General features: G+C 53.6%; 21 protein-coding genes. 13 read left to right on the top strand and 8 right to left on the bottom strand.

The features are described from left to right. Window positions 1–39 precede the first annotated feature (39 nt). From purN to ddaH, 3 genes are read left to right on the top strand one after another with little or no spacing between them, the layout of a single operon-like run. Window positions 40–630, top strand: a complete 591-nt coding sequence (gene purN, locus AINA4_RS06995) for a phosphoribosylglycinamide formyltransferase (RefSeq protein WP_281786713.1) — start codon at window positions 40–42, stop codon at window positions 628–630. Beyond that, the gene (gene purH, locus AINA4_RS06990; protein ID WP_281786712.1) at window positions 630–2,228 is read left to right on the top strand and encodes a bifunctional phosphoribosylaminoimidazolecarboxamide formyltransferase/IMP cyclohydrolase; all 1,599 of its coding nucleotides are present in this window, start codon (window positions 630–632) and stop codon (window positions 2,226–2,228) included. The genes purN and purH overlap by 1 nt, the downstream gene beginning before the upstream one ends. Before the next feature lie 14 nt (window positions 2,229–2,242). Further along, window positions 2,243–3,442: a dimethylargininase gene (ddaH, locus tag AINA4_RS06985; RefSeq protein ID WP_281786711.1), complete on the top strand. Its 1,200-nt coding sequence runs from the start codon at window positions 2,243–2,245 to the stop codon at window positions 3,440–3,442. Window positions 3,443–3,493: 51 nt separating this feature from the next. Here the strand turns inward: ddaH and AINA4_RS06980 are convergent, their stop codons facing one another. Continuing rightward, window positions 3,494–3,946, bottom strand: a complete 453-nt coding sequence (locus AINA4_RS06980) for a GNAT family N-acetyltransferase (RefSeq protein WP_096383293.1) — start codon at window positions 3,944–3,946, stop codon at window positions 3,494–3,496. A gap of 380 nt (window positions 3,947–4,326) precedes the next feature. Next, the gene (locus tag AINA4_RS06975; RefSeq protein ID WP_281786710.1) at window positions 4,327–5,838 is read right to left on the bottom strand and encodes an APC family permease; all 1,512 of its coding nucleotides are present in this window, start codon (window positions 5,836–5,838) and stop codon (window positions 4,327–4,329) included. Window positions 5,839–6,003: 165 nt separating this feature from the next. Between AINA4_RS06975 and AINA4_RS06970 the strand changes: the two genes are divergently transcribed. Then, window positions 6,004–6,819 carry an acetoacetate decarboxylase family protein gene (locus AINA4_RS06970; RefSeq protein ID WP_281786709.1) on the top strand — a complete coding sequence of 272 codons (816 nt, stop codon included), beginning with the start codon at window positions 6,004–6,006 and terminating at the stop codon, window positions 6,817–6,819. A 91-nt stretch (window positions 6,820–6,910) separates the two neighbouring features. Here AINA4_RS06970 and AINA4_RS06965 read toward each other — a convergent pair whose 3' ends face one another. Beyond that, on the bottom strand, window positions 6,911–8,263 hold the full coding sequence (locus AINA4_RS06965; protein WP_281786708.1) for a glutamine synthetase family protein: 1,353 nt from the start codon (window positions 8,261–8,263) through the stop codon (window positions 6,911–6,913). Between the two features lie 137 nt (window positions 8,264–8,400). Between AINA4_RS06965 and AINA4_RS06960 the strand changes: the two genes are divergently transcribed. Further along, window positions 8,401–9,108, top strand: coding sequence for a type 1 glutamine amidotransferase (locus AINA4_RS06960; RefSeq protein WP_281786707.1), 708 nt, complete (start codon window positions 8,401–8,403; stop codon window positions 9,106–9,108). On the opposite strand, the gene AINA4_RS06955 is transcribed toward AINA4_RS06960, so the two are convergent. Together AINA4_RS06955 and AINA4_RS06950 are read right to left on the bottom strand one after the other, a co-directional pair. Then, complete coding sequence (locus tag AINA4_RS06955; RefSeq protein ID WP_281786706.1) at window positions 9,101–9,829, bottom strand: type 1 glutamine amidotransferase; 729 nt, start codon at window positions 9,827–9,829, stop codon at window positions 9,101–9,103. The two genes, AINA4_RS06960 and AINA4_RS06955, sit on opposite strands and share 8 nt — an antisense overlap. A gap of 114 nt (window positions 9,830–9,943) precedes the next feature. Then, window positions 9,944–11,191: a cytochrome P450 gene (locus AINA4_RS06950; protein WP_281786705.1), complete on the bottom strand. Its 1,248-nt coding sequence runs from the start codon at window positions 11,189–11,191 to the stop codon at window positions 9,944–9,946. Between the two features lie 198 nt (window positions 11,192–11,389). On the opposite strand from AINA4_RS06950, the gene AINA4_RS06945 reads away from it, so the two are divergent. Further along, the gene (locus AINA4_RS06945; RefSeq protein WP_281786704.1) at window positions 11,390–11,833 is read left to right on the top strand and encodes a MarR family transcriptional regulator; all 444 of its coding nucleotides are present in this window, start codon (window positions 11,390–11,392) and stop codon (window positions 11,831–11,833) included. On the opposite strand, the gene AINA4_RS06940 is transcribed toward AINA4_RS06945, so the two are convergent. Further along, on the bottom strand, window positions 11,834–12,532 hold the full coding sequence (locus AINA4_RS06940) for a gamma-glutamyl-gamma-aminobutyrate hydrolase family protein (RefSeq protein WP_281786703.1): 699 nt from the start codon (window positions 12,530–12,532) through the stop codon (window positions 11,834–11,836). Window positions 12,533–12,646: 114 nt separating this feature from the next. Here AINA4_RS06940 and AINA4_RS06935 point away from each other — a divergent pair, with 114 nt between their 5' ends. The 7 genes from AINA4_RS06935 to AINA4_RS06905 are packed head-to-tail and all read left to right on the top strand — an operon-like array spanning window position 12,647 to window position 18,733. Next, window positions 12,647–14,110 (top strand): aldehyde dehydrogenase, encoded by a 1,464-nt coding sequence (locus AINA4_RS06935; protein WP_281786702.1) that lies wholly within the window; start codon window positions 12,647–12,649, stop codon window positions 14,108–14,110. Window positions 14,111–14,112: 2 nt separating this feature from the next. Then, window positions 14,113–15,021 (top strand): catechol 1,2-dioxygenase, encoded by a 909-nt coding sequence (locus AINA4_RS06930; protein ID WP_281786701.1) that lies wholly within the window; start codon window positions 14,113–14,115, stop codon window positions 15,019–15,021. Beyond that, the gene (locus tag AINA4_RS06925) at window positions 15,014–15,892 is read left to right on the top strand and encodes a fumarylacetoacetate hydrolase family protein (protein ID WP_281786700.1); all 879 of its coding nucleotides are present in this window, start codon (window positions 15,014–15,016) and stop codon (window positions 15,890–15,892) included. The genes AINA4_RS06930 and AINA4_RS06925 overlap by 8 nt, the downstream gene beginning before the upstream one ends. Continuing rightward, complete coding sequence (locus AINA4_RS06920) at window positions 15,892–16,083, top strand: ferredoxin (RefSeq protein WP_281786699.1); 192 nt, start codon at window positions 15,892–15,894, stop codon at window positions 16,081–16,083. Before AINA4_RS06925 ends, AINA4_RS06920 begins: the two co-directional genes overlap by 1 nt. A gap of 9 nt (window positions 16,084–16,092) precedes the next feature. Continuing rightward, the gene (locus AINA4_RS06915) at window positions 16,093–17,307 is read left to right on the top strand and encodes an FAD-dependent oxidoreductase (RefSeq protein ID WP_281786698.1); all 1,215 of its coding nucleotides are present in this window, start codon (window positions 16,093–16,095) and stop codon (window positions 17,305–17,307) included. A 38-nt stretch (window positions 17,308–17,345) separates the two neighbouring features. Then, the gene (locus AINA4_RS06910; protein WP_281786697.1) at window positions 17,346–18,404 is read left to right on the top strand and encodes an NAD(P)-dependent alcohol dehydrogenase; all 1,059 of its coding nucleotides are present in this window, start codon (window positions 17,346–17,348) and stop codon (window positions 18,402–18,404) included. A gap of 5 nt (window positions 18,405–18,409) precedes the next feature. Beyond that, window positions 18,410–18,733: a 2Fe-2S iron-sulfur cluster-binding protein gene (locus tag AINA4_RS06905; protein WP_281786696.1), complete on the top strand. Its 324-nt coding sequence runs from the start codon at window positions 18,410–18,412 to the stop codon at window positions 18,731–18,733. On the opposite strand, the gene AINA4_RS06900 is transcribed toward AINA4_RS06905, so the two are convergent. After that, complete coding sequence (locus AINA4_RS06900) at window positions 18,730–19,737, bottom strand: agmatine deiminase family protein (RefSeq protein ID WP_281787654.1); 1,008 nt, start codon at window positions 19,735–19,737, stop codon at window positions 18,730–18,732. The two genes, AINA4_RS06905 and AINA4_RS06900, sit on opposite strands and share 4 nt — an antisense overlap. Before the next feature lie 40 nt (window positions 19,738–19,777). Beyond that, complete coding sequence (locus tag AINA4_RS06895) at window positions 19,778–21,160, bottom strand: aminotransferase class V-fold PLP-dependent enzyme (protein WP_281787653.1); 1,383 nt, start codon at window positions 21,158–21,160, stop codon at window positions 19,778–19,780. Between the last annotated feature and the right edge of the window lie 388 nt (window positions 21,161–21,548).

Here is a 21,548-nt window from a genome sequence, read left to right as displayed (position 1 = left end):
CCCGAATTTCGCTCTATTTCTAGCCGGTAGGCTTAACCTGTGCTGAAACTCGTCGTCCTGATCTCGGGGTCAGGTTCTAATTTGCGTGCTCTTCTTGATGCCGCAAGCGACGACTCTTACCCTGCTGAGATTGTTGCAGTTGGGGCCGATAATGCTGCAAGCGGTTTAGCTCACGCTGTTGAGTTTGGTGTGCCCACCTTTGTTGTTGCTCCGCAAGAATACGCAAATCGCGAAGCATGGGGACAAGCTCTCGCCGCAGCCATTTCTGAGCATCAACCAGATTTGGTTGTGTGCGCTGGATTTATGCGAATCCTTCCCGCGGGATTTGTGGGGCTGTTCTCGCCCCAACTGATCAACATGCATCCAGCCCTTCTACCCTTGTATCCAGGAGCGCATGCAGTGCGTGATGCACTGGCTGATGGGGCAACAGTTACCGGCGCTACTGTGCACATTGTGGATGAAGGTGTCGACACAGGTCCAGTTATTGAGCAAGTTCAGGTGGATATCAAAGCTGATGACACTGAAGATTCATTACATGAACGTATCAAAGCGGTGGAACGAGAACTCATTGTTCGCACCGTGAAAAACATTGCCACCGAAAACATCAACCTTCAGGAGTTAGCACGCTGATGAGCGGTCCTTCCCACGGTCCCAACCTGTACACACACCGCGATGTTGTCCCCGTTCGTCGTGCCCTGATATCAGTCAGCGACAAAACTGGGTTGCTTGAACTTGCAGGTGCACTGAGTGCAGTAGGTGTTGAGCTTGTCTCCACCGGTTCAACGGCACAAACCATCCGCGATGCCGGTCATGCGGTCAAAGACGTCAGTGAAGTAACCGGCTTCCCAGAATCGCTCGATGGCCGAGTCAAGACCTTGCACCCTTCGGTTCACGCCGGCATCCTTGCTGACCTTCGCCTTCAGTCTCACGCTGAACAACTCGACGAACTAGGAATCGCTGCATTTGATCTTGTGGTTGTGAACCTCTATCCCTTCCGCGAGACTGTTGCATCCGGTGCTGAAGACGCTGATGTGATTGAACAGATTGATATTGGCGGACCTGCAATGGTTCGTGCTTCGGCGAAGAACCACCCCAATGTTGCAATCGTGGTCTCACCTGCTCGGTATGGAGAAATCATCGAAGCATTGGCAACGGGTGGAACCACACTTGAACAGCGACGCTCACTGGCGGCTGAAGCTTTTGCACACACCGCTGCCTATGACGCTGCAGTGTCTGCGTGGTTTGTTCGCGATGAGAAGTTCCCAGAAAACTTTACTGTGTCAGCACAGCGCGGATCAATCCTGCGTTATGGTGAGAACTCTCACCAAGAAGCTGCTCTGTACCTAGAGCAGGGCGGCCACGGCATCGCACAGTCGACGCTGCTCGGCGGTAAAGAAATGTCCTACAACAATTTCGTGGACGCTGATGCTGCGGTGCGTGCAGCCTATGACTTCATCAACCCTGCAGTGGCCATCATCAAGCACGCAAACCCTTGCGGTATTGCTGTCGGTCGTGACAAGGCTGTGGATCAGATTGCTTCTGCTCACCGCTTGGCACACGAGTGTGATCCCGTCTCTGCATTTGGTGGCGTTATCGCGGCAAACCGTCCTGTCACTCTCAAGATGGCTGAGCAGGTCAGTGAAGTGTTCACGGAGGTACTTGTCGCTCCCGGCTTTGAACCAGACGCGCTCACTCTACTCAAGACAAAGAAGAACCTGCGCCTGTTGCAACTGCCAGAAAACTTCGGCCGTGAGCCTCAAGAGGTCCGCCAAATATCTGGGGGCTTCCTTGTGCAGGACGCTGACCTCTTCGACGGCGATGCCAAGCTCGGCGCACTTCTGACAAATTGGCAGCTGGTCTCCGGTGAACCCGCAGACCCCGATACCTTGGTCGATCTTGAGTTTGCATGGAAAGCATGTCGTTCGGTCAAGTCCAACGCCATCCTGCTTGCACACAACGGCGCATCTGTTGGCGTAGGTATGGGGCAAGTCAACCGGGTTGACTCGTGCCACCTCGCGGTCAATCGCGCAGGTGACCGTGCAGCAGGTTCTGTCGCTGCCTCCGACGCCTTCTTCCCCTTTGCTGATGGTCTCCAGGTTCTCTTGGCAGCCGGCATTAAAGCAGTAGTTCAGCCGGGTGGGTCAGTTCGTGATGAAGAAGTCATCGCTGCTGCCCAGAAGGCAGGGGTTACGATGTACTTCACCGGCGAACGCCACTTCTTCCACTAAAGGACACCATGCTTATGTTTACTCCACGTCGCCTTCTTGCCGCCGGATTATCAGCGCTCGCTGTAGCCTTCATTGCTCAAGATGTCACCGTCTTGGCATTTTTCATCGGCAAGGGTCTTGATGAAAACATCATGTGGCAGGCGGGAGCTTTCTTCTTCACTGCCAGCACCATCCTGTTCTTCCTCATCGCATTGGCCGGCTTATTGGGTTTCCTCGCGAAGCGTCGTTACTCCTGGGTCGTTGGACTGGTTGCCTCTGCAATTGCTGCCATTACGGGCATGTTCATTCAGGTTGGTATTCAGGGTGTGGGCATGAGCCCTGAAGTGGTTGCAGTTGTCTACGGTTCACTGTTGAACGACAACCTCATCTTCCTCATCGCAGGTTCGGTTGCCTCGGTAACCGCAGGTACCGCAATTTGGCGTGCAGTTCTTGCTCGCACCAAGAGTGACCAGCCCACAAAAGTTGCGCTGGTTCGTGCGCCAGCTGCAAACCTTGCAGAGGGTCTCATCACACACATCAAACGCAAAAAGGTTGATGTTGATCTGGCGAATGATCAGTGGGATGGCTATGTTGCAGCGCTGAACGCTGCAGGCTGGCTCACCATTGAGGTTGAACCACGTGATGACCTAGCGGACAGTGTCTTCATCGAAGACACTGTGGTGATGCTGGGCAAGATTGCCGTTCTCACTAACCCTGGAGCCGATAGCCGCAAGCCAGAAATTATTGGCACAGAAGCAACTCTTAACGAGCTGGGCGTCAAGATAGAACGCATTGTCAGCCCAGGTGCTCTCGATGGTGGCGATGTTCTCAAGGTTGGTAAGACTGTTTATGTGGGACGTGGTGGTCGTACAAATGGAGAAGGTATTCGCCAGCTTCGTGCCATTGCAGCCCAGCAGGGTTACACCGTTGTAGCTGTTCCTGTCACCAAAGCACTGCACCTCAAGACAGCCGTGACTGCGTTGCCGGATGGCACTGTCATCGGTTACCCACCACTCGTAGATGACCCCCGTGTCTTTGACCGCTTCCTTCCCGTGCCTGAAGCACACGGCACTGCAGTTGTGGTCTTGGCACCCGACACAGTGTTGATGTCATCTTCAGCACCGAAGTCCGCGGAGCTCTTCCGTGAACTTGGTTACCGTGTCATCACAGTCGATATCTCTGAGTTCGAAAAACTTGAAGGCTGCGTCACCTGCTTGTCTGTGCGCATGCGCTAAATCTGAGCATGAAAGAACCCCCGGCACAGCCGGGGGTTCTTTCATGTGGGCTTAGAACTTAATCTCTCCGATGGTTTCACCGTATTGGGTGGTTCCAACGTCAGAGAAACCTACGCGGTGGAAGAACTCTTCAGGGCTGTCAACACCGCGCTCCCACAGCACGGTCAGGCTCTTGGCTCCGCGAGCTTTGGCTTCGTCAACCAGCGCGGCGACAGCAAACTTTCCCACACCCTTGCCCTGGTAGTCAGCAGCAACGTGGATGCGCCACAAGCAACTGCGTAATTCTGGTTGGACGTTGTCCGGATCGAAGTTTCCGCGCACGAAACCAACGACGGTGTCACCGTCTTTAATGACGCGGGGCCAGGCTGTTGTGGGATTCACATACGACTCAGAGATGGAATACGACGGGGGAGCGAGGAACTGTTCCTGACCTCGCTTGAGCGTCAAGGAGTTGGCAGCAACGATGTTGCTGGCGTTGAGTTCTTCTAATGTGTATGTCCCCATAGCTTTAGGGTAAACCTGTTTTCCCTTTTCTTCCTAGACCGGAAGTAAAACCTATGTAACAAATTCATCCAAGGTTCAGACAATTTTTTCAGCCTCTACGGGTATTCTGGGGCTGGCAGAAACGCCAGAAATTAGATACCCTAGGGGGTATACAAAGTGTGGCCATATGGTCACTGCTTATTCGGAGGTAAACATGTGTAGTCCAGCCAAATGCGGTTCATGCGGCAAGACCACCTGGACCGGTTGCGGCGAGCACATCGAGGAAGCGCTGGAAGGCGTAGCCCAGGCTGACCGTTGCACCTGTAACTAGGTTTCAAATCACCCTTAAGTAATGGGGCCCTCATCCACTGTGGATGAGGGCCCCATTCTTTATTTGGTTATTAGGACAGAATGTCCTCGGTCAGCGCAGCCTTTTCCTTGCCCTGAATTGCAGCGACGATGAAGCCGATGATTCCAGCAATGAAAGGTGTCAGAACGAGGAACCAGCCGAATGGGCTCAGTGCCCACGCGCTTTCTGGAAGTGATGGGTCAACCCCTTCAGCTGCTGTTCCTGCAAGTAGGTTGAAGCGGCTCATCAAGAGGTATTCACCCACCACAAGGAAAATCAGCGCGAGCGCAGGAGCAATCTTGCCCTGCCAGAGGTTAGCGCCTTCGTTCTTAGCAAAGTAAGCGATGACCGCGATGCTCACAAGGATTTCAACCAGAATGATTGCAATTGCAGTAATTGCGCTCATCCAGAAGAAAAGGTTGAGTACAGGGTCAAGGTTTCCGATTGCGAAGAGAACGATTACGACGAGCGCAATGATTGAGGTGAGGATAACGCCAGCTTGTGGAGCACCAGCTTTGTTGGTAGTTCCAAAGCGTTGTGGCAGAACACCACCGCGTCCCATTGCGAAGAAGTAACGACCGGTTGCGTTCTGGAATGCAAGCAGTCCAGCGAAGAGGCTGGAAACAACCAACCAGCTCATAACTGTAACCATCCAGCCACCTACGTATTGGTCTGCGAGTGAGAACAGCACGGCAGCAGGATCTGCAAGTGGCACTCCCTCAATAGAGGAACGAGCGATGACCTCGTCGTAGATTGCGTTGGCACCCATACCGGTCACCATGGCAAAGGAGACGATTGCAAACACAGCGGTGATGATTCCGACTGCCCAGTAGGTTGCCCGACGCACTGTTCTCTTGGGGTTGATTGATTCTTCACCGTAGATGGCTGTGGCTTCGAAACCAATGAAGGACGCAAAAGCGAACGCGATTGCGATACCAGCACCGCCAGCGAATCCACCAGCGAAAATCTGATCAGGTGAGAACGATGCTGCAAGGTTCCAGCCTTCAGGGCCACCATTAGCCAAAATGGCAACTCCGGTGATGATAAGAGAGAGGAGTTCGAGGATCATGAGTGTTCCCAGAACCTTGGCACCCACATCAACGCTCAACAGGGACAGAGCCGTGACAAGTACCCAGGCAAAGATGCTCCAGACGTACCAAGGTAGGTCGATACCAATTGCTGCCATCTGGCCAGAGAGAATCGCACCAAAGAAGCCATAGATAGCTAGCTGGATGGTGATGTATCCCACGATGGAGATGAATGCCGAAGCAACACCAGCCTTGACGCCCAAACCACGACCGACGTAAGCGAAGAAGGCACCAGTGTTGGTGACTTTGTGCGCCATGGCGGTGTAACCAACGCTGAACAATAAAAGAACGATACCTACTGCGAGGTACGCTCCTGGGGCGGCTGCGCCGTTACCGGCGAGCATGGCGACAGGTACAGCACCTGTCATGCCCACAAGGGGCGCGGAAGCTGCGACGACGAAGAAGACAATTCCTATGACGCCAAGGCGTCCTTTTTTAAGAGAGGTGTCTTCAGCCGTTTGCGCGGTTGACATCATTGATCTCCTCATTGAGTTCAGATATATAAATCGTTCGGATAAAAACGATTTTCTAACTTTCCCAACATTTGTCCCCCACGTCAAGCCAAAAAGGCGCTTTTGGCCGAAAAGTTATCTTTGTCAAAAAGGTTTGTTTGGATACGAATGACCATATATTCTTTTCCTATGACTGAACTCAAAGGCTTTCTTGCGCCAAAGACCCCCACGGGGAAAAGCGCCATCATTCCCGAGATGCCATGGCACTATTCCGGCACACTGCTCACTGTCGAGTATGTGACCGATCCTGCCAATGTGCGTGCCATTCTTCCTCCCGAGCTCGAGCTTGCAGATGAAGAGCCAGGTGCTGTTGCCCTCATTTGGGCAGACTGGCAGTCCTGCTCTGATGATTTTGAAGAACTTCTTGATCCTGACCGTTCGCAGTACATGGAGACCTTCGTGGTTGTCCGCTGCAAATACGAAGGCGTTACCTACAGCCGCTGTGTAGCAATCTGGGTCACCAAAGACTTCGCTATGGCACGTGGTTGGTTCCAAGGCTACCCCAAGAAGCTTGGTTCCATGCATTCCACCCGTGTCTACAACCGCGGTAAGGCAACACCTCGTCTCGAGGCCGGCGCACAGTTTGGTGCCAGCCTCGCCGCCTACGACCACCGCCTGGCAACTGCGAAGGTGACCCTCACTGGACCGGTCGAAAGCAACGGCTTTGTCAACGGCCACAAGATGCTTCACAACCGATGGGTCCCATCGATTACCCCCGGCGCTGGTAACTCACTCGACCAGCTCATCACCATGGGTGGCGTGGACCTCGACCTCGGTCAAGCCTGGGGCGGAACCGCAGAGCTCACACTTGGAGACTCACAGTGGGATGAGCTTGGCTCGATTCTTCCCGTAGAGAAGATCCTGGGCGGTTACTTCCGCGAGGTGGGCACCACCTTCAACGGTGGAACTCTCGTTGCCGACCTCGGCTCAAATCCCAGCATTTAGTATTTCTGTTCGTCTCAACAGATAAGTAGATCCCCCGGTGGAAGCACCGGGGGATCTACTTATATCTCTCTGCTGGGAGAGAAGCAGGTGTCTAGTAACACGCAGCGTATTCCGTAATCTCCCAGTCCGTAACTTCACGGGTACTGGGATCGGGAACTGCAGCTTCGTAGCGTGCAATTTCATCACGCTTAAGAACCATGAAGACGTTGATGAGTTCCTCAGACATCTGGGTGCGAAGAGCATCATCTTTCTCAAGAGAGTCCAGGGCCTGTCCAAACGTTTCTGGAAGAACTTCCGCACCCTCATTGTCATAAGCCATACCAACTGCATCTGGTGGGCATTCGAGTTCATTGACGATGCCGTCGAGACCTGCCGCCAGGATAGCTGCGATAACAAGGTAGGGGTTCGCTGCGCCATCGCCCACGCGAATCTCAAGACGTGTTCCTTGTCCACGCTCTGGTGGAACGCGAACCATGCACGAACGGTTGTCGTAACCCCAGTTGGAGCGGTAGGGGGCAAGAGTGTCAGGGCCAAGTCGCTTGAATGCGTTGACGGTGGGGTTAGTGAAAGCTGTCAATGCGTTAGCGTGCTTGGTTATTCCCGCAATAAGCATCTTGGCAGCAGCAGAAAGGTTTCCACGGCCGTCGTGCATCTTGTTGATGCCGTCAGCATCGGTTACCGAGAAGTGCAGGTGGAAACCTGAACCACCCTCGTCACTCCAAGGCTTACCCAAGAAGGAAGCGTGCTTTCCGCGTTGAGCAATGATGTCCTTCACGGCAGCTTTGAAGAAGAAGGTGCGGTCAGCTGCATCAAGCGCTTCGCTGTGCCAGAGGTTGACCTCGTACTGACTAGGGCTGAATTCGTGGTTACCCGCAAATGCACCTATGTTGAGGTTATCCAGCATGCGCATGAGGTGAAGGAAGTCCCCATCTGGGTCAACCAACGTTCCGGTTGTGTATACCTGACCGGTTTGTGACAGCGCGCGAACAAAGTTTCCATCTTCATCTTTGTTGGCAATGTAGAACTCGAGCTCTGGTCCAACAACGGGGTGAAGCCCTAGCTCTTTGTAACTATTGATGACTTTTTGTAGTACCGAGCGGGGGGACATCATGTTGGGTTTGCCATCGGGATTGAATGCATCCCCGACGACGTAGGCAACCCCAGGCTCCCAAGCCAAGGGCGAAATTGTGCTGGGAACAATCTGAGTAAAGAAGTCTTGGAGCCCGTCGTTAGCAATACCGTTTGCCTCGTGGAATTCACCACCCGTGGTGGTGGTCCATACGCCCTGGCTAAACGCTGGACCGTTGTGGCAGGCCTTATCGAGTTGGCTGACCAGGATGTCCTTGGATCGGGCAATGCCCAGTACGTCTGAGAACATGACGCGCAGAACATCGATTCCGCGTTCCCCGAGGTCATCTCGAAGTTTGGTCAGATCGTTAACCATTGCAACTCCTTTGTGGCAAGTTTGGTGTCATAACGCTATCGTTAGGGTACTAACGAATAGTACCGATTCGCTAGAAAACTACAAAATATTTGATGCCTGTTTCTTATGTGACTCATTCTCTACCCAAGGAGCGACTTGTGAAAGCCCTCGTTATCCAGCACGATCACGTCAGTCCGACCGGCCCTGTGGGTCGTCGACTCGTGCATCACGGCTTTGAGATCACTGAGTTCCTTGTGGTTCCTGAAGAAAAGTTCTCTACTCCCAACATCACCGTGGAGTTTCCCAACTTTGATGACTTTGATCTGATTGTTCCTCTCGGTGCTCCTTGGGGAGCCTGGGATAACGAATGCATTGGGAACTGGCTTGAGCCAGAACTCGACCTCGTCAAGAAGGCGGTTTCCTCGGGTAAACCAGTTTTGGGTATTTGTTTTGGCGGCCAGCTCATTGCCAGGGCCATGGGGGGAACAGTGGGACGTGCTCCGCAGTTTGAGGTCGGCTGGACAAACATTTGGAGCGATCGCCCTGAGCTTGTTTCTAACGGCCCGTGGTTTCAATTTCACTACGACCGCTTCACTGTGCCACCCGGGGCCATCGAGATTGCTCGCAATCCTGCAGCACCGCAAGCCTTCACAATCAACAAGACGCTAGGTGTGCAATTCCATCCAGAGCTTGAATCTGCAGGATTGAAGGGATGGCTGGATTGGGGTGGCACGGCCAAGGTTCGCGAAGCAGGTTTGGACCCAGAGGTCATGCTTGCTCAGACCGTTGCAGAGGACTCAGCTGCCGAAAAGCGCACCTATGCTCTCATTGATGCCTTCTTGAAGGACGTCGCTGGACTTATTTAGCGGCAAACGCTTTGACCTGCTCGGCAAATGCCGCAGCAGTGAGGTGAGCTTGCTTGCGATATTCCAAGAAGTTTTCGTGGCTCAGACGCATCTGCTCATCAACGTCGATGCCTTCTTTTTCAAAGTATTTGCGATAGGTCGTGAGCCACGCCAATTGTTGGTTGAGCCCCACCTCAAGATGGAACTGTGTGGCCCAAGCTGAGCTACCAACTCGGTAAGCCTCAATGATGCCGTTGGTCTCTCCCAGCAGTGTGGCTGACTCGGGGAGTTCATAGCTGTCGTAGTGGAAGTGGAATCCTTTGAGCCCATCTTTGATGTGAACAAAGACTGGGTCAGCTGCAGCTTCGGGTTTCATCTCAACCTCGGTCCAACCCAGCTCGGGAACAGGAGATGGCTTGAAGGCAGCTCCGGCAACTGAGGCAAGAAGTTGTGAGCCAAAACACAATCCGAAGAAAGGAGTTTCAGTCTCGAGCGCATACTCCACAATCTTGCGCTCATAAGGCATCCACTCAACCTCAGCCTCGTCCAGGATGCCGTTGTGCGCACCCAGGGAGATAAATCCCGAATACTGTGCGAGCTGATCCAGTGGAGGGCGTGACTCAAAGTCCTTGGCTGCATCCCAAGTCTCTAGGTATAACCCTGCTTCGGCTAGAGGAACAGCAAACTCATTGAGGTTGTCATCGATGTCATGAACAATCACAAGTACGCGGGGAGCAGTCATAGTGTTCAGCCTAAATCAGTAGTAGCAGCGGGTGTAAGAATGGCTCCCGTGAGGGGAGCCATTCTTTGTGGAGGCCAATAGGGGTTGTGACGAACCCCGTCGGCGGGAGTGTTATTAGCGCAGAGTGACCTTGACGGGCATGCGCTTGATGCCGTGCACGAAGTTCGAACGCAGGAAGTCAACATCTCCAGTGCGCTCTGCCTTGTCAACACGACTAATCAAGTCTTCGAACATCACGCGCAGCTCAATACGAGCCAGTGAGTTACCCAAGCACATGTGGGGGCCACCGCGACCAAAGGTTACGTGTTCGTTGGGGTTACGTGTGACATCCATCTTGTTGGGGTTTTCGAAGACACTCTCATCACGGTTACCTGATGCAAACCATGCGACCATCTTCTCGCCCTTCTTGATGAGCTGGCCGTTGAAATCCACATCTTTGGTTGCAGTGCGACGGAAGTGGTAAACCGGGCTTGCATAGCGCAGGAACTCTTCAACAGCCCAAGGGATGAGCTCTGGGTTCTCCTGCAGAAGAGCAAGCTGATCTGGGTTATTGATGAGGTTGTTCATTGTGTGGGTAATGGTGTGACGAGTGGTCTCGTTACCTGCAACGACCAAGAGCAAGAAGTTGGTGTGGAAGTCACGGTCAGAGAGCGGGATGCCATCAGAAGGCGCTGTGTTAACCAGAACAGAAACCAGGTCGGTGCCGTTCTTGCCCAGACGCTGGCGACGAAGCTCGTCACCGTATTCAAATACCTCAAGGGCGGCGGGGGAGCGGAAGGGAAGGTTCTTGTACTTCTCTGATTCCTCGGAATTGATCAGCACATCTGCGTGCTCAGGGTCGGAGAAGCCAACCATGCGGTTACCCCAGTCGATGAGCTGACCAGTGTCTTCATCGGGCACGTCCAAGATCTTGGCAAGAACACGAATGGGGAAGTCGGCAGCAACGTCCTCGACGAAGTCGAATTCGCCCTTGGCAAAAGCGTTGTCGAGGGTACTCGCGGTGAGGCCGCGGAGGAAGTTTTCGTAGCGAGCAACAGCAGCGGGTGTGAATTCGAACTGAATCAGTCGACGCATCGCGCGGTGACGAGCACCGTCGGTCTCGAGGAGTGATCGACGTGCTTCTTCTTGCTCGGGGGTTACTTCTTCCAAGTTGGTGAAGCGTTCACTGGTGAAGGTTTCAGAGTCACGAAGAACTTTCACAATGTCGTGATAGCGAGTGGCGGACCAGAAGCCACTTCCGTCGGCACCTTCGTCGCTGAAGTGCGCAGGAGTGTTCTTGCGGATTTCCTCGAAAGCCACCCAGGGGGCTCCGTGCGAAAACAGGTCTAAATCGGCCAAGTTATAGGGCGACGATGGCTTCATCGAGGTCTCCTCGTTGAGATTGTTCGGATACGAATAATCTCAGGATAACAATATGTCCCCTTCATTCGTCAAGTTATTCCGCGAGTTCTTTTGTTTGCTGACATAAACTTGAATCACCCTCCAAAGAAAAGAGCACCCATGGCAGGCAGTCACACTCTGGCTGAGACTGAGTCTCAGATCTCCAGCAGACTCAGTCACATGACGCTCGATTTCGAGGCAATGGCTGTGATGTCTAACCTCTTTCGTGCAGCCAGTGCAGTGCGTAATCACTTCGAGCGAAATGTCCTTGCTGAAAGCGGTCTGAGCTGGACTGCTTTTGTGGTGTTGTGGGTCACTTGGATTTGGGAACCTGCTGAGACGCGCGACATCGCAGAGGAAAGCGGTATTTCCAAAGCCACTCTGACGGGGGTTCTCAAGACTCTAGAGAAGATGGGCTTAGCTGAGCGTTCACGCAGTGACGCTGACGGCCGCCTGGTCTTGGTGAATCTGACGGAGAAGGGTCACCAATTGATGGAGACCCTGTTCCCTGCACTTAACCGTCAAGAAGTTGAAATCTCTTCGAATATTCCTGCCGCAGATCGTGCGAAGTTCGCAGACATGCTGCGCATGTTGACGAACTACACCGAAGCTCGAACGAAGTAGTTAGCTCGAAGCTCCATACTTGGCAGCTTCGCTGACAAAGCGTTCAAACAGTTCTGCTTGTGGCTTGTTGGTGTCGTAGTTGTCTTCTGGGTGCCATTGCACACCAAAAGCCCACCCTGGTGCATCAATCTTGATTGCTTCGACACCGCCTTGTGCTGAACGAGCAATGACTTCGATGCCTTCGCCAAGCTGATCTATCACCTGATGGTGATAGCAGGAGGCCTCAACCACTGCTGAACTTAAGCCCATTTCAGAGTGATACTTCTCAATGGTGACCTCAGCAACGTAGTGCTGGTGGGGTTCACTCATGTGTTGAACCAGCGTTCCCCCGCGTGCAACATTTGTGATCTGTGTCCCGCGGCAAATAGTCAAAACGGGCATGCCGGTGCCGAGGGCATAGTTCACCAAAGAAATATCGACGTCATCAGCTAAGTCATCAACGTCATATACGTGCTCTGAAGAAATCTCTTGACCATAGCTTCGAGGGTTGACATCGGCACCACCTGGCATGAGCACGCCATCAATGCCGACAAGGCGTTCAGCCCAGTTGCTGCCTGCGACGGGGAGGAAGGTAAGGGGTTCTCCTCCTGCTGCCCAGACTGCCTCTGCAAGGCGTCGTGCGGTGATAACGGCGGCATAACGAGTAGCAGAAGTGTTTTCTGCAAAGCGAGCAAGTATGGCGATTCTCGGGCGGGCCATCAGCACACCTTTCCCAATAAAAACAGACTTTAACCTTGCTTGACTTTTATATCCTAGTAATAATCATTAGTATACGAATGATTACTTCAACACGATGATGTGAGGACCTGACCCATGAGCACAATTAGCGTCGCCGGTGCCAAGATTGACACCCGCCACTACATTGGCGGTCAGCGCGTCTCCTCAGCTCAGACCTACACCAACACTTCGCCCATTGACGGAACCTTCCTTGGAGAAATCTCGCGCGGAGGACAGGAAGAAGTAGATGCTGCTGTTGCAGCAGCACGCGCAGCTTTTCCCGCTTGGGCCAAGCTCGGCCCCCAAGGCCGCGGTGTACTGCTTCACAAACTTGCTGACCTGGTAGAAGAAAACAATGAGACCCTTTCTCAGCTTGAAACCATGGACAATGGTTCCTTGTTGCGCTCACACCGCAGAGGAGTCATGCCTCGCGTGGCGATGAACATTCGATTCTTCGCAGACTGGGCACTCAACGATTTACACCACGAACCCTTCGAAACTCGTGGTCACACCAACAATGTCAGCTGGGACCCTTCTGGTGTAGCAGCACTGATTACTCCCTGGAACGCCCCCTTGATGTTGGCAACCTGGAAGATTGGCCCCGCGCTCGCCGCAGGAGACACTGTCGTGCTCAAGCCAGCCGAGTGGACACCACTGAGTGCGTCATTCTTTGCTGACCTAACCAAGCAGGCGGGTATTCCCGACGGCGTCTTCAATGTTGTGCAAGGTTACGGAAAAGAAGCCGGAGCTGCACTGGTTGCTCACCCTGATATCAACCGCATCTCCTTCACCGGTTCTGTGCCCACCGCCAAGGTCATTGCTCGCGCAGCTGCCGACAACTTGACCCCCTGTTCCTTCGAGCTTGGTGGCAAGAGCCCCATGATTGTTCTCGAAGATGCAGATCTCGACCTCGCTGCAGAAATTGCCGTTGAACAATACGACAACGCTGGGCAGGTGTGTCTGTCTGGAACACGCATCTTCGTTCACGAAAACATCGCTGACGAATTTGCCAAGAAGTTTGGCGAGAAAGCAGCTGAGATTAAACAGGGCGACCCTCGTGATGAGGACACCGACATTGGCCCACAAATCCACCAGGTCCATTTTGATCGAGTTATGGGATTTGTTGATCGCGCCAAGGCTGAAGGCCAAGAGATTGTCTGGGGCGGTGAACCCAACGAAGAGTTGGGCGGACTGTTCTTCAAGCCAACCTTGGTGAAGAACCCAACCCCCGGTTCTGAAATTGTCTCGAGCGAAATCTTTGGTCCTGTGCTGTGCATGATGACCTTCAACACCGATGAGGAAGTCATTGAGAAAGCCAACGGCACAGAGTTTGGACTTGCCGCCGTTGTAGTCTCCGGAAATAAGGAGCACGCCAAGAAAATCACTGACGAGATAGTGGCCGGAACAATCTGGGTCAACTGCTTCTTTGTTCGTGACCTGCGTGCACCATTCGGAGGTTCCAAGAAGTCAGGCATTGGCCGCGATGGCGGCACATGGTCTTTCGACTTCTATGCAGATGTAAAGAACACCGTAGTTTCACCAAATGGATGGAAGGAATAACCATGGGCGAAGTAGTAGGCGCTGCAATTCTTGCGCACGTACCCACAATCATGCTCCCCAAGGAGACTCGCCTTGAGCTCAATGAGGGCAAAGAAATCTCTCTTGTTCCTGGCCTCGAAAAGCTGCGCAAGGACGTCATGGAGAAGCTCGACTACGACACCGTTATCGTGCTTGACTCGCACTGGGCTACCACCGTTGAGTTTGTCATTACCTCACACGACCACCGTGAGGGAAAGTACACCGCGGAAGAACTTCCTCGCGGAATGTCACAGATTCCCTACTCCTTCAAGGGTGACCGTGAGCTTGCTGAGTCGGTGGTCAAGTATGACGAAAAGAACGGAACATGGATTACCCCCATTTCCGACCCCTACCTGCCCATCATGTATGCCACCGTCAACCTGTGGGACTACCTCGGTAAGGGACTCGACAAGCGTTGGGTTTCCGTCTCGGTGTGCCAGACAGCAACCACCGAAGACTTCTTGCGTGCAGGTCGTGCCCTCGGTGAAGCTATTCGTGACTCAGACCGCAAGGTTCTTCTCTTGGCTTCGGGTGCACTTTCACACACCTTCTACAAGCTGCGTGATCTGCGCAAACACGAAGCCAGTGACCCCAGCCACATCTTTTCTCCTGAAGCACGTGCTGCTGATGAAGAACGCATCGAATGGTTCAAGGCTGGAGATCACAAGCGAGTTCTTGAGACCATGCCGGAGTTTATGAAGTTCAAGCCTGAGGCAAACTTCAGCCACTACCTCACCATGGCTGGCGCCATTGGTGAAGAGGCCAACACCTCTAAAGGTGTGATGTACTCAGACTACGAGAACTCGGTCGGCACCGGTCAGGTTCACATCTACTTTCCGAAGCCCGAAGGTGGCTTCCCTCTTCCAAAGGACATGGTTCTCTCACGTGACTGAATATCGTCGAATCCTGCTTGACGGCGCTGTGGTGCAAACCGTACGCGACGGAGAGTTCCTTGTTGCCGCCGACGGCCGTCGTGTAGCTATCGAAGATGCGCAACATCTGCCACCTTCGGAGCCCACCAAGATCATTGCTGTTCACCTGAACTACGACAGCCGCACCAAGGAGTTCATGACCAAGCTCCCTGATGCACCCACCTACTTCCACAAGCCCATCACGGCTATCAACAGCCACAAGGGCGCTGTTGTGCGCCCCGAAGGCTGCAAGTGGTTGAACTATGAGGGCGAAATCGTCATTGTGATCGGCAAGACCTGCCGCAACATCAGCCCTGAAGAAGCCGGCGACTACATCGCCGGATACACCGTGGGTAATGACTACGGACTGCACGACTTCCGTGACACGGACGCGGGTTCCATGCTGCGCGTGAAGGGGTCAGACACCCTGGCTCCCGTCGGCCCTGGTCTGGTTACTGACTGGGACTTCCGCAACAAGATGATTCGCACCTATGTCAACGGTGAGGTCAAGCAAGAAGACAACACTGACAACATGGAATGGGACATGCACTATCTGGTTGCAGATATTGCCCGCACCATCACCTTGGTTCCTGGTGACATGCTCTTTTCGGGAACCCCCGCCTTCTCACGTCCAGTTCAACCTGGTGATGTTGTCGAGGTTGAAGTTGAAGGCCTCGGTAAGTTGACCAACCACATCGTTGTCGGCCCCACTCCGATTCGCACAGACGTGGGAGCGCAACCCACCGAGAGTGAAGAAGTTATCTCAACTGCTTTGGGCGGTGACTGGGAATTCCGCGGAATTCGCACACCTTCCAAAGATCTATACCCATCCAACGTGGAGGAAAAAGAATAATGATCAAGATCAACGTCGACATGGAAAAGTGCCAGCACTACGGCCAGTGTGTATTCGAGGCACCCAATGTTTTCCGTCTCAATGACGACGACAAGCTTGAATACCACGCAACTGCTGACGACAGCGAGCGTGACAATGTTCAGGCCGCTATCGATGTCTGCCCCATGCAGGCCATCTTTATCGTCGACTAAGGAATTTTCATGACGCGCCCCGTTCTCATCATTGGCGCTTCAATGGGCGGACTTCGCGTAGCAGAGTCGCTACGTCGAAGCGGTTATGCCGGTCCTATCGTGGCTATCGGGGAGGAAACTCACCCTCCCTATAACCGACCTCCGCTGTCCAAGGAAGTGCTTGCAGCAGACGTGAATCACGAAGCTGTTGCTTTCCCACTGGGGGAGGCCGTTGCTGATGTGGAATGGATTCTGGGACGCAAAGTCGAACGCGTTGACCTCGAAAATCAGGTTGTCACTGACGACCTCGGTGTTGAACACCAGTACGAAGCACTGGTCATTGCAACCGGACTTCGTCCACGCCGCCTGGACCTGCCGGGCATGCCCAAGAAGGGCACTCACGTAATCCGCTCACTGGATGATGCGATTGCGTTGCGTTCTGAGATTTCTGAGGGAACCCGAGTTGTTGTCTATGGCGCAGGTTTCATTGGGTGTGAAGTTGCGGCAACGGCAAAGAAGCTGGGTGCTCACGTCACCGTGATTGGCAAGGGACCAGTCCCCTTGTTACGCCCCCTTGGGCTGGAGCTCGCGCGAGATATTCAGGCTCGTCAAGAGGCCCAGGGCGTGAACTTCTTTATGGGTTCCACCATCACAAAGGTGACCGGTGGCGATCAGGTCGAGAGCGTGCTCTTGGATTCTGGCGTTGAGCTTTACACCCAAGTGCTCATTGAGGCTATCGGGTCAGAGCCCAACTTGGAATTGCTCCACGACAACGACGTCGACCTCGACGGCGGTGTGGGAGCAGATTCTTCTCTGCGCGTGCTCAGGAAAGATGGCACTGTTTGGCAGAACGTTTATGTTGTCGGGGACGTGGCTCGTTTCCCCATACCTCAGTTCTGTGACTACCCACGCCGGGTGGAGCACTGGAATATTCCTACCGAGATGGCACGCAAGGTGGGCAAGGAAGTTGCGCTACAACTTTCCGGTGACACGAATGCTTTCGAAGAAGAAATTTCTAAGCCTTTTGCCCCTATTCCTTCCTTTTGGAGCGACCAGTTTGATGTCAGCTTGTTGGCCTATGGCCTCATAGACCAAGCAGACGAAATCACGCTTCTTGACGGCGAAGTAGGTAGCGACTGTATCTACGGCTACTACAAACGCGGCGAGCTTGTCGGAGTGTGTGGCGTCGGTATGCGTTCCAAAGTGATGGGCTATCGAAACCAAGTAGGTTTAACCCACGCGTAGGCTCATCTCACGCTGTACACACATCGAAAGGTAATGCCATGACTACAACCGTTCGTGCAATTGGTGCTGCCGCTGAAGGTGCACAAATGGCTCCGATGGACATCATCCGTCGCACCCCAGAGCCCACTGACGTCCGCATCGCGATTACGCACTCAGGTATCTGCCACTCTGACATTCACACCGTTCGAGGCGAATGGGGAGATCGCCCCTACCCCCTCGTTCCTGGGCACGAGATTGTTGGAAAAGTTATCGAAGTTGGATCTGAGGTAACAAAGTACAAAGTCGGTGACGTGGTTGGTGTCGGCGTGATCGTCGATAGCTGTGGAGAGTGCGAGAACTGTCAGAACAATGACGAGAACTACTGCTCCGGACCTGTTGGTCCACGCCTGACCTATGGAGAACCAGAGCCCCAACTTCCTGGACAGGTCACTCAGGGTGGATACGCGCAAGAAATAGTAACCACAGAGAACTTTGTTTACCGCATTCCTGAAGGCCTAGACCTTGCAGGGGTGGCACCACTGTTGTGTGCAGGGATTACTGTGTACTCACCCTTGAAGCACTGGGGTGCTGCTCCAGGAAAAACCGTTGGTGTTGTTGGTATCGGCGGCCTGGGTCATATGGCTGTGAAGTTTTCTCACGCCCTCGGTGCGCACACCGTTGCGCTGACCTCGAGCCCTGAAAAAGTCGCACTTGGTACATCACTAGGTGCAGACGAAGTTCTTGTCACTTCCGACAAAGAAGCAATGAAAGCTTCGCGTCAGAAATTTGACCTCATCATCTCCACCCTCCCCGGCGATCACGATATGAATCCATATCTTGACCTGTTGACCCTCGATGGCACGTATGTGGTTGTTGGTGCGGTCAATGACATGACCCAGCCCTTCTCGCTTCCAAAGCTCATGATGCGCCGACGGTCGATTGCTGGTTCACAAATTGGTGGAACGGTCGAAACTCAAGAGATGTTGGATTTCTGCGGAAAGCACAAGATCACAGCTGATGTGGAATTGATTAACGCTGACTACATCAACGAAGCATATGACCGCGTCGTTGCCGGTGATGTTCAATTCCGCTTTGTGATTGACGCCACCACAATCTAGCTCTCATGCCGAAGCTCACATTCATCACCGCTCAGGGGGAGAGCCGTGACGTGGTGGGCAGAGTCGGTGACTCCGTGATGGATGCTGGGGTGCGCAATGTGGTGCCGGGAATGTTCGGATTGTGCGGAGGCGCACTTGTCTGCGTTACCTGCCATGTGTACGTCGATTCAGACACCCTGGCTCATTGCGCACCGCCAGAGGAGTTCGAACTGGAAATGCTGGATGGCACTATGAGTGAACGCCTGGAGAACTCACGGCTGAGCTGTCAGATTCCCATCACAGACGAACTTGATGGCGGGACGTTTCACGTCCCAGAAAAGAACTACTAAGCCTTGGGTTGCTGCTGCGTTATGCAGTGAATTCCGCCACCTCGAGCAAAAAGTGGGCGAGCATCCACGAGCACGATTTCACGACCGGGGTAGGCCTTGGAGAGTACCTTTCTGGCTTTCTCATCGTTCGCGTCATCGAATGCGCACAAAATTACTGCGCCATTGCACACGTAATGGTTGATGTAGCTGTAGTCGACCCAGCCTTCGTCATCTTGCAACACCTCAGGGGCTGGTACAGAAATGACGTTGAGCTTGTTTCCTTCTGAATCGCGAGCGGCTTTGAGAACTCTGCGCACCTCTTGGCTGATCCAGTAGTCGGGGTGTTCTTGGTTCTTTTGATCATGGAAAAGAACAGTGTCCTCGTTTGCAAAGCAGGCCACAATGTCAATGTGTCCACGTGTTCCAAACTCGTCATAGTCACGCGTGAGACCTCGTGGCATCCAGATCACGTGATCAACACCGAGCGTGCGATGTAGTTCTGCTTCTACCTGTTCTTTGGTCCAGTCAGGGTTGCGGCCTGGATCAAGCTGAACTGTTTCGGTAATCATGACGGTGCGAGAACCATTGACGTGGATTCCACCACCCTCGTTGGTCAGCGGGGAGTCAATCCGGGGAACACCGATGGAGTCCAGAATCGTGGTGGCTGCTTGGGAATCGTGTTCCCAGCTTGCCCAACTTTGGCCGCCCCAGCCATTGAAAATCCAGTTCACTCCAGCGAGCTTTCCTGAGCTGTCGCGAACAAACGTGGGACCTATGTCTCGCATCCACGCGTCATCGAGCTGGGCAACCAAGATCTCAACTTGAGGGTCTAACCACTTTTTTGCTTCGTCAACGGCACTGGGATCAACCAGGATGGTGACCGGCTCGAAGCGCACGATGGTGTTGGCCACATCTGACCAACACTTTCGTGCTTCATTGGCGAGCTCCTCCCTTTCACCGAGGGTGTAACCGGAGGAAGGCCAGGCCATCCAAGTGCGCTCATGCTCAGCCCATTCAGCTGGCATGTGGAATTCACGAGATGTCACGATAAGACCGTATTCCTAGTTAGACCATCGTGTCGAGGATTTGAACCAAAGATTCATAGGTTGTTCGGGGATTCACAATGGCAAAGCGTGTGTTGGGCTCGCCCTTGTGTGAACTGGGAACAACGAATCCGATGCCATCTGCCAGCAGCTTGTTGGACCACTTGGTGTAATCCTCCAGAGTCCAACCCTTTTTCACGAACACCACTACAGAGAGCTGGGGGTCACGAACTAGCTCAAGATCGGGACGACGACGGATCTCATCAGCAATCTTGTATGCCAGTTGAATGTTTTGTTCGATGGCTTCACGGTAGGCAGAGACGCCATAGGTTGCCAATGAGAACCAGAGTGGCAGTCCACGGGGACGACGCGTCAGGTTGTAGGCGTAGTCACTCGGGTTCCACTCTTCAGGGTTCTCGAGTGCATCAAGGTACTCAGCGTGCTGGGTGTGGGTAACGCGACCAAGCTCGGGATCGCGGTACACCAGGGCACACGCATCGAAAGGAGCAAACAACCACTTGTGTGGGTCAACAATGAACGAATCCGCCAGGGCAACGCCCGCAAAGAGGTGCTTCGTGCTCGGCGCCAGCATCGCTGCGATGCCGTAGGCGCCGTCCACGTGGAACCACACATCGTGTGCCTTGGTGACATTACCCACTTCTTCGAGTTCATCTACGATGCCAAAGTTGGTTGTTCCACCGGTTGCCACCACAGCAAAGATGCCGTCCCAGTCGCCTTCGAGAGTCTCGGCTAGTGCTTGACCGGTGAGGCGGCCTTCTGCGTTGACGGGAATAGGAACAATGTCCACATCCATCACACGGGCAGCTGCTTTGAGAGACGAGTGAGCTTCAGAGCTGCAGGCAAAGCGCCAGCACTTAGGCACTGCCTTCCCAGCGGCCTTGAGAGCCTCTGTGGCAGTGTGACGTGCTGCAACAAGGGCTGAGAGGTTTCCTAGGGTTCCGCCCTGCACAAAGACGCCTCCAGCGCCTTCTGGCAAACCAGCTTCGCGGGCTAACCACTCGAGTACCTGGTTCTCGGCATACACCGCACCAGCACCCTCCATCCAGGAGCCACCATAAATGGTTGAGGCAGAGACGATGAGGTCGAACAGTGTTGCTGCCTCGGTGGGTGCACAAGGTATAAAGGAAAGGTAGTTGGGGTGATCGTTAGAAATCGTTGCCTCAGCAAGCACATTCTCAAAAAGATTCAGTGCTTCCAATCCGCCTAAGCCCTCTTCGGTGACCGTCTCGGGGACTTCTTTACGAAGTTGGCTGATGGTTTTGGGGCCATCCAGCGGTGGTGGGTCGTAATTCATGCGTCGGCGAGCGTATTCAAAAACTTGCTCGCGAAGCTTCATTGTTTCGAGGTCGACAGTGTGCATGTGATTGCCGTTGGGAGTTGTCATGTCGTGAGACATCCACTTCAGTGTTTCATCCACCGAATGCCCGCCACGACGAGTGTCGTGCGACTGGGGCCCTACGGTGGGCTCAGACCACATTACCGGGGAAGTTCGACACGCCGAAACCCAGAAGCCAAAAAAGTTTTTTCTAGCGAGAAAACGCCTAAATATGCTGTTCTCTAGGCAAACTCACAGCACCTCATAAAAAAACTCTCAAACACTACATGTAGTGGAATGACAATGGTGTGATTCGCGTTATATAGTGATAACTCACCGCAGGGGTGCGGCAGAATCTCGCAAGAGATTCGACAAGTTTCATGGAGGCACAAATGGAATTCGAATCAAACGACACAGTAGGTGGCTACGCAGTACCAGTAGATCCAATGGATCTGCT

The sequence above is a fragment of the Aurantimicrobium sp. INA4 genome, assembly GCF_027924525.1.
Classification (GTDB): Bacteria; Actinomycetota; Actinomycetes; order Actinomycetales; family Microbacteriaceae; genus Aurantimicrobium.
This window is presented reverse-complemented; position numbering and strand designations above follow the sequence as displayed.